Here is a 12598-nt window from a genome sequence, read left to right on the forward strand (position 1 = left end):
CGACTTTTGCTCACCGTAAGCTAAAGTATCCGGAACGCCAAGGAGGCCGCACATGAACCAGAGCCAGGCACAGAGCCAGGCACGGGGCCGGGAACCGGCCCGGCAGCCGGTCACCCTCTTCACCGGTCAGTGGGCGGATCTGCCGTTCGAGGAGGTGGCGCGCCGGGCGAGCGAGTGGGGCTACGACGGACTGGAGATCGCGGCCTCGGGCGACCACCTGGACCTGGCCCGTGCCGAGGCGGACCCCGACTACCTGCCCCACCGGCAGGCGGTCCTGGAGCGTTACGGGCTGAAGGTCTGGGCGATCTCCCACCACCTCGGCGGCCAGGCCGTGTGCGACGACCCGATCGACTTCCGCCACCAGGCGATCCTGCGCCCGGAGATCTGGGGGGACGGCGACCCGGAGGGCGTCCGGCAGCGCGCGGCCGAGGACATGAAGCGCGCTGCCCGCGTCGCCCGCAGGCTCGGCGCCGACACCGTCGTCGGGTTCACCGGATCGAAGATCTGGAAGTACGTGGCGATGTTCCCGCCGGTCTCCCAGGCGGTGATCGACGAGGGGTACGAGGACTTCGCGCGCCGCTGGAACCCGATCCTCGACGTCTTCGACGCCGAGGGCGTGCGCTTCGCCCACGAGGTCCACCCGTCCGAGATCGCCTACGACTACTGGACGAGCGAGCGCACCCTGGAAGCGATCGGCCGGCGGCCGGCCTTCGGCTTCAACTGGGACCCCTCGCACATGATCTGGCAGGGCGTGGACCCCGTCGGCTTCATCACGGACTTCGCCGACCGCATCTACCACGTCGACTGCAAGGACACCCGCCTGCGGCCGCCGTCGGGACGCGCCGGGATCCTCGGCTCGCACCTGCCCTGGGGCGACCCGCGCCGACGCTGGGACTTCGTCTCCGTCGGCCACGGGGACATGCCCTGGGAGGACGCCTTCCGGGCCCTGGCCGCCATCGGCTACGACGGCCCCGTCTCCGTGGAGTGGGAGGACGCGGGCATGGACAGGCTGCACGGCGCGGCAGAGGCCGTCGGCCGGATCCGCGCCGCCCTGTGGCCACTGCCGAAGGCGTCGTTCGACTCGGCGTTCAGCAACCAGTGACCCGGCCCGGTCGCCCCCCGCCCGGCGCCGGCCCAGGACGCCTGGTGCGGGGCGCGATCGGTGGGTCGTATCGTCGTCCCGTGGCTCACGGCGAGGATGCCAGCAGCACATCGCACGACGGCAGCGCCAGGCCGGCCAGGCCCGTCAAGCCGGCGTCCGGCGTCCGGCAGGGGAACGTACGGCGGGTGCTCGACGCCCTGCGCCTGGACGGCCCCTCCTCGCAGGCTGCTCTGGCCCGCCGCACCCAGCTGTCGCCGGCGACGGTGAACGCCATCGTCAAGCCGCTGCGCGCGGACGGCGTGGCCGAGGTGCGGCCGGTCAACGGCCGGGAGTCACTCGTCGCCCTGGTCGCGAGTCAGGCCGCCGTCGTCGCCGTACAGGTGAACGTCGCCGCCATGCGGGCCGCGCTCTTCGACTTCGGCGGCCGGGTCCGGCTCGTCGCCTCCGTGCCGCTGACTGCCTGACTGATCCCCTCACAGCGAGTTCCATCACCGTCTACAGTTGATTGAATCAATATTGACAGAGATTGAGTCAATCATGGACAGTCGAATCATCTTCAGGGAGGGAAACGGAGGCACGTCATGACCGTCAACAGGGCTGCGTCGACCCTTGTCGAGGTGCCGCGCGGGCTCGCCGGCGTCGTCGTCACGGACACCGAGGTCGGGGACGTCCGGGGGAGCGAGGGCTTCTACCACTATCGCCAGTACTCGGCGGTCGAACTCGCGCGCACCCGTCGCTTCGAGGACGTCTGGCACCTCCTGATCCACGGCGACCTGCCGGACCCGGAGCGCGCGGCCGCCTTCACCGCCGAGACCGCGGCGCTCCGGCGCCTGCCCGCCGAGGTCGGGACGGCCCTGCCCGCGGTGGCCGCGGCGAGCGGCACGTCCGGCCCGCTGGCCGGCCTGCGCACCGCCCTCTCGCTGCTCGGTGCGGCCAGGGGATTCCGGCCGGTGTACGACATCGACGCGGACCGGCGCCGGGCCGACACCGTCGCCGCGTGTGCGGCCGTACCGACGCTGCTCACGGCGCTGTACCGGCTGGGGCAGGGGCTCGACCCGGTGGAACCACGCGAGGACCTGTCGTACGCGGCCAACTACCTGTACATGTTGACGGGCGCGGAACCCGATCCCCGGCGGGCGCGTGCGGTCGAGCAATACTTGATCTCCACCATTGATCACGGATTCAATGCATCAACGTTCACCGCACGCGTCATCGCGTCGACCGGCGCCGATGTGGCGGCCTGCCTCGTGGGCGCCGTCGGCGCCCTGTCCGGGCCGCTGCACGGGGGTGCGCCCAGCCGCGCGCTGGACACCCTGGACGCGATCGCAACGCCGGACCGGATCGACCCCTGGATCCGCGAACGGGTCCTCGCCGGTGACCGCGTGATGGGCTTCGGGCACGCGGTCTACCGCACGGAGGACCCCCGTTCCCGCATGCTCCGCGAGATCGCCCAGGAGTTCGGCGGCTCCAGGGTCGAGTTCGCCGTGGAGGTCGAACGCCACGTGGAGCGCATCCTCGCCGAACTGAAGCCCGGCCGGGAACTCCACACCAACGTCGAGTTCTACGCGGGCGTGGTCATGGAACTGTGCGGCCTGCCCCGCGAGATGTTCACCCCGACGTTCGCGGCGGGCCGCGCGATCGGCTGGAGCGCCAACATCCTGGAACAGGCGACGGACTCGAAGATCATCCGGCCGGTGGCACGGTACGTGGGCCCGGAGCCGGAGGTCGCCGACCTCGTCACCGTGTAGCCGGAACGCGGCCGGCGGGCCGGCGGGGCACCGCGTGCGGCCCGGCCGTTTCCTATCCTGGACCGGCCCGCCACCCGCCCGCGCGAAAGAGGTCCCCGTTGGAGCACCACCCCACCCCCCGGCAGATCCCGGTGGTCGTCCTCGCCGGATTCCTGGGGTCCGGGAAGACCACGCTCCTCAACCACCTGCTGCACCGCAGCGGAGGCAGCCGGATCGGGGCGATCGTCAACGACTTCGGGGCCATCGAGATCGACGCGATGGCCGTGGCCGGGGCCCTCGGCGACTCGACCGTCTCGCTCGGCAACGGGTGCCTGTGCTGTGCCGAGGACGCCAGTGAACTGGACGTCTACCTGGAGCGGCTCGCGGCCCCCGGCACCGGCGTCGACGTCATCGTCATCGAGGCCAGCGGTCTCGCCGAACCCCAGGAACTCGTCCGGATGCTGCTCGCCAGCGAGCACCCCGGCATCGTCTACGGCGGCCTCGTCGAGGTCGTCGACGCCGCCGAGTTCGACGGCACGCGCGCGAAACACCCCGAGATCGACCGGCACCTCGCCCTCGCCGACCTGGTCGTCGTCAACAAGCTCGACCGGGCCGCGGAGGGCGGCGAACGCGTCCTCGGACTGGTGCGGTCGCTCTCCGATCGTGGTGCCGCCGTCGTCCCGGCGACGTACGGCCGTATCGACCCCGAGTTCCTGTTCGACTGCCGGCCCGCCGCGGAGCGCATCGGGCAGCTGTCCTTCGACGACCTGCACGACCACCACGACGACGGCGCGCACGGGGGACATCTGCACACCGCCTACGACAGCCTGTCCTTCGCCGCCGCGCTGCCCCTCGACCCCCGTCGTCTCATGGCCTTCCTCGACAGCCGTCCCGAGGGGCTCTACCGGATCAAGGGGTACGTCGACTTCGGGCCGTACGACACGGGCAACCGGTACGCCGTGCATGCCGTGGGGCGGTTCCTGCGGTTCTACCCGGAAGCGTGGGGACGCGACGAGGAGCGGCTCACCCAGCTCGTGCTGATCGGCTCCGGCATCGACGCTGCCGCGCTCCGCAAGGAGCTGGAGGCGTGCACCAACGACGCCCCGCACGCCGACGAACACGGCATGTGGGGCGTCCTGCGGTACGTACAGGGCCTTGCGGAAGGCCCTGAGGACGAGCCTGCGGGGGAGTACGAGCCCTAGGGGCTGTCCGGCGGATCATGCCGCGGACGCGGGGTCTGACGCGCCCACCTGCGGCGTTGTCGTCGGTCGCCGACGTCCCCCGGCCTTCGGTCGGGAGGCGCCCCCACCGCGTCGACTCCCTCCTCCGCCTTGCGGTTGGACGCTCCCCCACGCTCGAACAAGCTCGCGCGGGAGGTCCCCCCCCACGACCCCGCTCACCTCGGCCGACAGCCACCGCCTACTTCCTGCGACTTGATCCGCGGGGCAGCCCTAGACCGGGCCCGCCACCACCGACACCGTCTTCGCCAGCGACACGCCGGAGCCGTCGCGGCGCGGGTCCATCTCCGGGAGGTCGGCCGGGGTGCCGTTCTTCTGGGCCGCCTTCGCCGGGACCGGGCCCGCCCAGGCGAAGGACAGGCAGTCCTCGCCCTTCAGGAACCGCTGGCAGCGCACGCCGCCGGTGGCCCGGCCCTTGCGCGGATACTGGTCGAACGGGGTCAGCTTGGCCGTCGTCTGCACCGAGTCGTCCAGGGTGCCGCGCGAGCCGGCCACCGTGAAGACCACCGCGTCGGCCGCCGGGTCGACGGCCGTGAAGGAGATGACCTTCGCGCCCTCCGTGAGCTTGATGCCCGCCATACCGCCCGCCGGACGGCCCTGCGGCCGCACCTGGGAGGCCTGGTAGCGCAGCAGCTGCGCGTCGTCCGTGACGAAGACCAGGTCCTCCTCGCCGGTGCGCAGCTCCACCGCACCGACGATCCGGTCGCCCTCCTTGAGGGTGATGACCTCCAACTCGTCCTTGTTGGACGGGTAGTCGGGGACCACGCGCTTGACCACGCCCTGCTCGGTGCCGAGGGCGAGGCCCGGCGAGGACTCGTCAAGGGTGGTCAGGCAGACCACCGACTCGCCGTCCTCCAGGGAGAGGAACTCGGAGAGGGGCGCGCCGCCGGCGAGGTTCGGGGCGGTCGCCGTGTCCGGGAGCTGGGGGAGGTCGACGACGTTGATGCGCAGCAGGCGGCCCGTCGAGGTGACCGCGCCGACCTCACCGCGCGCGGTCGCGGGGACCGCCGAGACGATGACGTCGTGCTTGGAACGCTTGCCGTCGGTGTCCGCCGCGAACGGCTCGCCGTTCATCGTGCGCGCCAGCAGCCCCGTCGAGGACAGGAGCACCCGGCACGGGTCGTCGGCCACCTGGAGCTCCACCGCGGTCGCCGGGGCGCCCGAGGCCTCCAGCAGAACCGTGCGTCGCTCGGTTCCGAACTTCTTGGCCACCGCGGCCAGTTCCGCCGAGACCAGCTTGCGCAGCTCCGCGTCCGAGTCCAGGATCCGGGTCAGCTCGGCGATCTCCGCGGTGAGCCGCTCCTTCTCCGCCTCCAGCTCGATGCGGTCGTACTTGGTGAGGCGGCGCAGGGGCGTGTCGAGGATGTACTGCGTCTGGATCTCCGACAGCGAGAAGCGCTCCATCAGGCGCTCCTTGGCCTGCGCGCTGTTCTCGCTGGAGCGGATCAGCCGGATGACCTCGTCGATGTCGACGAGGGCGGTGAGCAGGCCCTCCACCAGGTGCAGCCGGTCGCGGCGCTTGCCACGGCGGAACTCGCTGCGCCGGCGGACCACGTCGAAGCGGTGGTCGAGATAGACCTCCAGCAGCTCCTTGAGGCCCAGGGTGAGCGGCTGGCCGTCCACCAGCGCCACGTTGTTGATGCCGAAGGACTCCTCCATCGGCGTCAGCTTGTAGAGCTGCTCCAGGACCGCCTCCGGCACGAAGCCGTTCTTGATCTCGATGACCAGGCGCAGCCCGTGCTCGCGGTCGGTGAGGTCCTTGACGTCGGCGATGCCCTGCAGCTTCTTGGCGTTGACCAGGTCCTTGATCTTGGCGATGACCTTCTCGGGGCCGACCGTGAAGGGCAGTTCGGTGATGACCAGGCCCCTGCGGCGGGCCGTCACCGTCTCCACCGCCACCGTGGCCCGGATCTTGAAGGTGCCGCGGCCCGTCTCGTACGCGTCCCGGACGCCCTCCAGGCCGACGATCCGGCCGCCGGTGGGCAGGTCGGGGCCGGGGACGTACTTCATCAGCGCGTCCAGGTCCGCGTTCGGGTAGCGGATCAGGTGGCGGGCGGCCGCGATGACCTCGCCGAGGTTGTGCGGCGGCATGTTCGTCGCCATGCCGACGGCGATCCCCGACGAGCCGTTGACCAGCAGGTTCGGGAACGCGGCGGGCAGGGCCACCGGCTCCTGCTCCTGGCCGTCGTAGTTGGGCGCGAAGTCGACCGTGTCCTCGTCGATCGACTCGGTCATCAGGCTGGTCGCCTCGGCCATCCGGCACTCGGTGTACCGCATGGCGGCCGGCGGGTCGTCGTTGCCCAGCGAGCCGAAGTTGCCGTGGCCGTCGACCAGCGGGACGCGCATCGAGAACGGCTGGGCCATGCGCACCAGCGCGTCGTAGATCGACGAGTCGCCGTGCGGGTGCAGCTTGCCCATCACCTCGCCGACCACGCGCGCGCACTTCACATAGGCGCGGTCGGGGCGCACGCCCATCTCGTTCATCTGGTAGACGATCCGGCGGTGCACCGGCTTGAGGCCGTCGCGGGCGTCCGGCAGGGCGCGCGAGTAGATGACCGAGTACGCGTACTCGAGGTAGGAGCCGCGCATCTCGTCCACGACGTCGATGTCGAGGATTCTCTCCTCGAACGAGTCGTCGGGCGGCGGGGTCTTCGTGCTGCGGCGGGCCATCGCTGCCGGCTCCTTGCTCATGCGTGAACGGGATCTGACGCGGACCATTGTGGACCGCGGCACTGACAACCCGGGCCTGGACCCGGTCTCCGCGGCCCGCCCCGATGCCCGGAGGCCGCCCGAAGCGCGGCCCGGAGACATTCGAGAGCGGGTCGGACGCAGGCTACGCGATCCACCCGCGCGATCCGCTGTGGGCGTACGTCGTGCGGGAACTTCGCCCGGTCCCCACACGCTTGCATACAGTGGCAGGACCGGCAGAAAAACCGCGGTTCGGGACCGCTTCCGCGAGCGAAGGGACGTACATGCCCATGGGTCACACGACCACGGCCGAGACAGGCTCAGGAGGCCTGGCAGCGACCGAGCACCGCTTGGCCAACGGTCTGCGCGTGGTGCTCTCCGAGGACCACCTGACCCCGGTCGCGGCGGTCTGCCTCTGGTACGACGTCGGTTCCCGGCACGAAGTCAAGGGGCGTACCGGCCTGGCTCACCTTTTCGAGCACCTGATGTTCCAGGGTTCCGCCCAGGTGAAGGGCAACGGCCACTTCGAGCTCGTCCAGGGCGCCGGCGGCTCGCTCAACGGCACCACCAGTTTCGAGCGCACCAACTACTTCGAGACCATGCCCGCCCACCAGCTGGAGCTCGCGCTCTGGCTGGAGGCCGACCGCATGGGTTCGCTGCTCGCCGCCCTGGACGACGAGTCGATGGAGAACCAGCGGGACGTCGTCAAGAACGAGCGCCGCCAGCGCTACGACAACGTGCCCTACGGCACGGCCTTCGAGAAGCTGACCGCGCTCGCCTACCCGGAGGGCCACCCGTACCACCACACGCCGATCGGCTCGATGGCCGACCTGGACGCGGCCACCCTGGAGGACGCGCGCGCGTTCTTCCGCACCTACTACGCGCCCAACAACGCGGTGCTCTCCGTGGTCGGCGACATCGACCCGGAGCAGACCCTCGCCTGGATCGAGAAGTACTTCGGTTCCATTCCGGCGCACGACGGCAAGCCGACCCCGCGCGACGGCTCGCTGCCCGCCATCATCGGCGAGCAGCTGCGCGAGGTCGTCGTGGAGGAGGTTCCGGCGCGGGCGCTGATGGCCGCCTACCGGCTCCCGGAGGACGGCACGCGCGCGTCCGACGCGGCCGACCTGGCCCTCACCGTCCTCGGCGGCGGCGAGTCCTCCCGCCTCTACAACCGCCTGGTGCGGCGCGACCGTACGGCCGTCGCGGCCGGCTTCGGCCTGCTGCGGCTCGCCGGGGCGCCCTCCCTGGGCTGGCTGGACGTGAAGACCTCCGGTGACGTCGAGGTGCCGGTCATCGAGGCCGCCATCGACGAGGAGCTCGCCCGGTTCGCCGAGGAGGGCCCGACGCCCGAGGAGATGGAGCGCGCCCAGGCCCAGTTGGAGCGCGAGTGGCTGGACCGGCTGGGCACCGTCGCGGGCCGCGCGGACGAACTGTGCCGCTTCGCCGTCCTGTTCGGCGACCCGCAGCTCGCCCTGACCGCCGTCCAGCGCGTCCTGGCGGTCACCCCGGAGGAGGTCCAGGAGGTCGCCAAGGCCCGCCTGCGCCCCGACAACCGCGCGGTGCTCGTCTACGAGCCGTTGTCCGCGGACTCCGCGGAGCACACCCAGGAGGCGGGCCGCGGCGAGGACCCGGAGCAGGAAGCGACCGTAGAGGCCGGCAACGAGAACGAGGAGACGGCCAAGTGACCGAGCTCGCCACCATGGACTTCCACCCGCAGCCGCAGCCGGGCGAGGCCAGGCCCTGGGCCTTCCCGGCCCCCGAGCGCGGCACTCTGGACAACGGCCTGACGGTGCTGCGCTGCCACCGCCCCGGCCAGCAGGTCGTCGCCGTCGAGGTGCTCCTGGACGCCCCCCTGGACGCCGAGCCGGCCGGCCTGGACGGCGTCGCCACGATCATGGCGCGCGCCTTCTCCGAGGGCACCGACAAGCACTCCGCCGAGGAGTACGCCGCCGAGCTGGAGCGGGCCGGCGCCACCCTCGACGCGCACGCCGACCACCCCGGCGTCCGGATCAGCCTGGAGGTCCCGGCCTCCCGGCTCGCCAAGGGCCTCGGGCTGCTCTCCGACGCGCTGAGGGCGCCCGCCTTCGCCGAGAGCGAGGTCGAGCGGCTGGTGCGCAACCGCCTCGACGAGATCCCGCACGAGCTGGCCAACCCCAGCCGCCGGGCCGCGAAGGAGCTCTACAAGGAGCTGTTCCCGACCACCGCGCGGATGTCCCGCCCGCGCCAGGGCACCGAGGACACCGTCGAGAAGATCGACGCGCCCGCCGTCCGCGCGTTCTACGACCGGCACGTCCGTCCCGCCACGGCCACCGCGGTTGTCGTCGGTGACCTGACCGGCATCGACCTGGACGAGCTGCTCGGCGAGACCCTGGGTGCCTGGAGCGGCTCCCCCGCCCAGCCCCGCCCGGTCCCGGCCGTGACCGCCGACGACACCGGCCGGGTCGTCATCGTGGACCGCCCGGGCGCCGTCCAGACCCAGCTGCTCATCGGCCGCGTCGGCGGCGACCGGCACGACCGCGTCTGGCCCGCCCAGGTGCTCGGCACCTACTGCCTGGGCGGCACCCTCACCTCCCGCCTGGACCGCGTCCTGCGCGAGGAGAAGGGCTACACCTACGGCGTCCGCTCCTTCGGGCAGGTCCTGCGGTCCGCCCCCGACGGCAGCGGCGCCTCCATGCTCGCCATCAGCGGCTCCGTGGACACCCCCAACACCGGTCCGGCCCTGCAGGACCTGTGGACGGTGCTGCGCACGCTCGCCGCCGAGGGCCTCACGGACGCCGAGCGCGACGTCGCCGTGCAGAACCTCGTCGGGGTGGCGCCGCTCAAGTACGAGACGGCGGCGGCCGTCGCCGGCACCCTGGCCGACCAGGTCGAGCAGTACCTGCCCGACGACTTCCAGGCCCTGCTGTACCGGCAACTGGCCGCCACCGGCACCGTGGAGGCCACTGCGGCGGTCGTGAACGCCTTCCCGGTGGACCGCCTGGTGACCGTCCTCGTCGGCGACGCGGCACAGATCAAGGAGCCCGTCGAGGCGCTCGGGATCGGCGAAGTCACGGTCGTCGCCGCGGAGTAGCGGCACGCGCGTGTGCGGAGCCCTGGTGACCGTCCGGTCACCAGGGCTCTGAAATGTCTGAATTGGGGCGGAGGTTGCCTGTCTGCCCTGTGGGATGCGCTACAAAAGCCGTGATCCGTTTGAGCATGGAAAGCACGCCCTCGTAGGTTCTTCCGGGCTGTCCGTCAGGCATCGCGCCGCGTCCGCGGCACCGGACAGCCATCGCCGAGTCCCCGTACGGCGCGAGCCAGGGGAGCCGGGGACCCACGTAGTCCCTGGGGTGAATCGGGCGCCCACGCGTGTCGTGAGGGGGCCCGTAGGAGACCTTCCTGCTCCGAACCCGTCAGCTAACCCGGTAGGCGAGAGGGAAGGAAAGGACCAGCCTCTACATGGCGTTCATGTGCGCCTCCGGGAAGCACCGTCGTCCCGGCCGGGTGAAGCGCACCACCGCGCAGGCCGCCGGCATCGCGGCCCTCACCACCACCGGTGTCGTCGGCACCGTCTCCGCCGCCCCGGCGCTCGCCGCCGAGAACTCCGTCGAGCAGACCGGCCTCACCCCGGTCATCACGATCAGCGACTCCGTCGCCGAGCAGATCGACGCCCAGGCCGCTGCCCAGAAGGCGGTCGCCGAGCGCCAGGCGGCCGAGGAGGCCGCCCGCAAGAAGGCCGCGGAGCAGGCCAGGAAGGAGCGCGCGGCCAAGGCACGCGCCGCCCGTGAGGCCGAGCGCAAGCGCCTCAACACCTTCGTCGCGCCGATCAGCGACTCCTACGTCTCCACCGGCTACAAGACCGGCGGCTCCCTGTGGTCCTCCGGCACCCACACCGGCATCGACTTCCACGCCGCCAGCGGCACTGTCGTGCACGCGGTCGGCAGCGGCACGGTCGTCTCCACCGGCTGGGGCGGGGCGTACGGCAACGAGATCGTCATCAAGATGGCCGACGGCATGTACACCCAGTACGGCCACCTCTCGTCCATCGGCGTCTCGGTGGGCCAGAAGGTCACCCCGGGCCAGCAGATCGGCCTCTCCGGCTCGACCGGCAACACGACCGGACCGCACCTCCACTTCGAGGCCCGTACGACCCCCGAGTACGGCTCCGACGTCGACCCGGTCGCCTACCTCCGCAAGCACGGCGTGGACGTCTGAGGGAGCTGGACGCGGGTCCGGCAGCGCCCGTTTCAGGGGCGTCACCGCAGCGCCCCTTCAGGGGCGCGGGGAACTGCGCGAGCAACCCCACGCACCCGCACCCGACCACCGAGGCGCCGACGACAACCCGTGAGATCTTCCGAAGCCCCGGCCGCAGTACCGGGGCTTTCGTCGTATTCGTGCCCCCGCTGTCCAAAATATATCCCTGGATTCCGGCCCCCCGTCGGAAATTCCGGCTCATTGCAATAGAGTCACGGAACGAGCGCCACTCGGCGGCGTTTCACGGGGATTAAGGCGGAGGTCGGACATGCGTATTCCGGCGCACTCGGTATGCACGGCGATCCGGGACGACATCGTCGCGGGTGTCTACGAGCGCGGCAGCCGGCTCACCGAGGAACTCCTGGCCCGCCGCTACGGGGTCTCGCGCGTCCCCGTCCGCGAGGCCCTGCGCACCCTGGAGGCCGAGGGCTTTGTCGTGACCCGCCGGCACGCGGGCGCGTGCGTCGCCGAACCGACCGAGCAGGAGGCCGCCGACCTGCTGGAGATGCGCATGCTCCTGGAGCCGCTCGGCGCCTCCCGGGCCGCCCAGCGCCGCACCGAGGCCCATCTCAAGGTGCTGCGCGGACTGGTCAGGCTGGGGCAGGAGCGGGCCAGGCGGGGCAACAGCGAGGACCTGCGCTCCCTGGGCGGCTGGTTCCACGAGACCCTTGCGCAGGCCTCCGGCAGCCACGCCCTGACCTCGACGCTCACCCAGCTGCGCCACAAGATCGCCTGGATGTACACCGTGGAGACGCCCGCCAACCCCGTGGAGTCCTGGACGGAGCACGGCGCCATCGTGGACGCGGTGGCGCGCGGCGACGGCGACCGCGCCCGGGCGATCACGGCCCTGCACACCGAGCGCTCGACGGTCTCCCACCGGCTGCGGTTTCCCGGCGCCACCGAACGGGCGAACGGTGTGAGGACTTCGCAACACCCCGTAAACATGTCGGGCCTGCGGCATTAACACGCGCGCCGTATACAAAGAGGTGTTATTCGGCGGGGGCTGTTTTCCGTGCCCGAATTCATGCGCGCCGGGAATTGACGGTCGCGCTTGTTTCGTGTGCGCGCGGTAAAGCCGGGCGCCCGGGCCTCCGCAAACTCCGGGGCGGGGCCTTCGTAAAGCCGTGTGCGGTCCCGTCGTGAAGTCATGTGCGGCTGTCATGGAATTGCGGCATGTGACGGACGGCCCGGGTGGGGCGGCGGGAAGCGGCGAGGCCGCGCCACCCCCGAGGGGGTGGCGCGGCCTCGGACCGTGCGGGCGCCGGGCGCTCAGACGGTCTCGGGGAGCTCCTCGAGACCCTCGGCGACCAGCTTGGCCAGGCGGTCGAGGGCCGCGTCGGCGCCCTCGGCGTCGGAGGCGAGGACGATCTCCTCGCCGCCCTGGGCGCCCAGTCCCAGGACAGCCAGCATGGAGGCCGCGTTGACGGGGTTGCCGTCGGCCTTGGCGATCGTCACCGGGATACCTGCGGCCGTGGCGGCCCGGACGAAGATGGAAGCGGGGCGGGCGTGGAGACCCTCGGCCCAGCCGACGTTGACGCGGCGCTCAGCCATGTGATGCTGCCCTTCGGTGTTCAGGGTTGTCTAGACCAGTTTCCCATATCGTGAAG

The 12598-nt window shown here is 71.5% G+C and carries 10 protein-coding genes and 1 riboswitch; of the genes, 8 read left to right on the top strand and 2 right to left on the bottom strand.

Annotated elements, in window-relative coordinates; all coding sequences use genetic code 11:
* Positions 1-52: 52 nt before the first annotated feature.
* From ACFY0P_RS20005 to ACFY0P_RS20020, 4 genes are all read left to right on the top strand, one after another.
* Positions 53-1102, top strand: coding sequence for a sugar phosphate isomerase/epimerase family protein (locus tag ACFY0P_RS20005; protein ID WP_388914466.1), 1050 nt, complete (start codon positions 53-55; stop codon positions 1100-1102).
* An 80-nt stretch (positions 1103-1182) separates the two neighbouring features.
* Positions 1183-1566 carry a winged helix-turn-helix domain-containing protein gene (locus ACFY0P_RS20010; RefSeq protein ID WP_388914469.1) on the top strand — a complete coding sequence of 128 codons (384 nt, stop codon included), beginning with the start codon at positions 1183-1185 and terminating at the stop codon, positions 1564-1566.
* Positions 1567-1683: 117 nt separating this feature from the next.
* Positions 1684-2850: a citrate synthase gene (locus ACFY0P_RS20015; protein WP_388914472.1), complete on the top strand. Its 1167-nt coding sequence runs from the start codon at positions 1684-1686 to the stop codon at positions 2848-2850.
* Positions 2851-2948: 98 nt separating this feature from the next.
* A complete protein-coding gene (locus tag ACFY0P_RS20020) occupies positions 2949-4031 on the top strand; it encodes a CobW family GTP-binding protein (protein WP_388914475.1) in 1083 nt (360 codons plus the stop codon).
* Between the two features lie 249 nt (positions 4032-4280).
* Here ACFY0P_RS20020 and ACFY0P_RS20025 read toward each other — a convergent pair whose 3' ends face one another.
* Positions 4281-6737 (bottom strand): DNA topoisomerase (ATP-hydrolyzing) subunit A, encoded by a 2457-nt coding sequence (locus tag ACFY0P_RS20025; RefSeq protein ID WP_388915365.1) that lies wholly within the window; start codon positions 6735-6737, stop codon positions 4281-4283.
* A gap of 302 nt (positions 6738-7039) precedes the next feature.
* Between ACFY0P_RS20025 and ACFY0P_RS20030 the strand changes: the two genes are divergently transcribed.
* From ACFY0P_RS20030 to ACFY0P_RS20045, 4 genes are all read left to right on the top strand, one after another.
* On the top strand, positions 7040-8443 hold the full coding sequence (locus ACFY0P_RS20030; RefSeq protein WP_388914478.1) for a M16 family metallopeptidase: 1404 nt from the start codon (positions 7040-7042) through the stop codon (positions 8441-8443).
* Positions 8440-9828, top strand: a complete 1389-nt coding sequence (locus ACFY0P_RS20035; protein WP_388914481.1) for a M16 family metallopeptidase — start codon at positions 8440-8442, stop codon at positions 9826-9828. Before ACFY0P_RS20030 ends, ACFY0P_RS20035 begins: the two co-directional genes overlap by 4 nt.
* Before the next feature lie 192 nt (positions 9829-10020).
* A riboswitch (cyclic di-AMP (ydaO/yuaA leader) is annotated at positions 10021-10184 on the top strand.
* A gap of 12 nt (positions 10185-10196) precedes the next feature.
* Positions 10197-10952 (top strand): M23 family metallopeptidase, encoded by a 756-nt coding sequence (locus ACFY0P_RS20040; protein WP_388914484.1) that lies wholly within the window; start codon positions 10197-10199, stop codon positions 10950-10952.
* A 307-nt stretch (positions 10953-11259) separates the two neighbouring features.
* Complete coding sequence (locus ACFY0P_RS20045; protein ID WP_351502842.1) at positions 11260-11955, top strand: GntR family transcriptional regulator; 696 nt, start codon at positions 11260-11262, stop codon at positions 11953-11955.
* A gap of 305 nt (positions 11956-12260) precedes the next feature.
* Here ACFY0P_RS20045 and ACFY0P_RS20050 read toward each other — a convergent pair whose 3' ends face one another.
* On the bottom strand, positions 12261-12542 hold the full coding sequence (locus tag ACFY0P_RS20050; protein ID WP_007385204.1) for an HPr family phosphocarrier protein: 282 nt from the start codon (positions 12540-12542) through the stop codon (positions 12261-12263).
* Between the last annotated feature and the right edge of the window lie 56 nt (positions 12543-12598).

Source organism: Streptomyces sp. NPDC001714 (assembly GCF_042892755.1).
Taxonomy (GTDB): domain Bacteria; phylum Actinomycetota; class Actinomycetes; order Streptomycetales; family Streptomycetaceae; genus Streptomyces.

Coding starts and splice junctions, on each gene's coding strand:
- ACFY0P_RS20005 (WP_388914466.1), top strand. CDS start 53: ATGAACCAGAGCCAGGCACAGAGCCAGGCACGGGGCCGGGAACCGGCC.
- ACFY0P_RS20015 (WP_388914472.1), top strand. CDS start 1,684: ATGACCGTCAACAGGGCTGCGTCGACCCTTGTCGAGGTGCCGCGCGGG.
- ACFY0P_RS20025 (WP_388915365.1), bottom strand. CDS start 6,737: ATGGCCCGCCGCAGCACGAAGACCCCGCCGCCCGACGACTCGTTCGAG.
- ACFY0P_RS20030 (WP_388914478.1), top strand. CDS start 7,040: ATGCCCATGGGTCACACGACCACGGCCGAGACAGGCTCAGGAGGCCTG.
- ACFY0P_RS20040 (WP_388914484.1), top strand. CDS start 10,197: ATGGCGTTCATGTGCGCCTCCGGGAAGCACCGTCGTCCCGGCCGGGTG.
- ACFY0P_RS20045 (WP_351502842.1), top strand. CDS start 11,260: ATGCGTATTCCGGCGCACTCGGTATGCACGGCGATCCGGGACGACATC.
- ACFY0P_RS20050 (WP_007385204.1), bottom strand. CDS start 12,542: ATGGCTGAGCGCCGCGTCAACGTCGGCTGGGCCGAGGGTCTCCACGCC.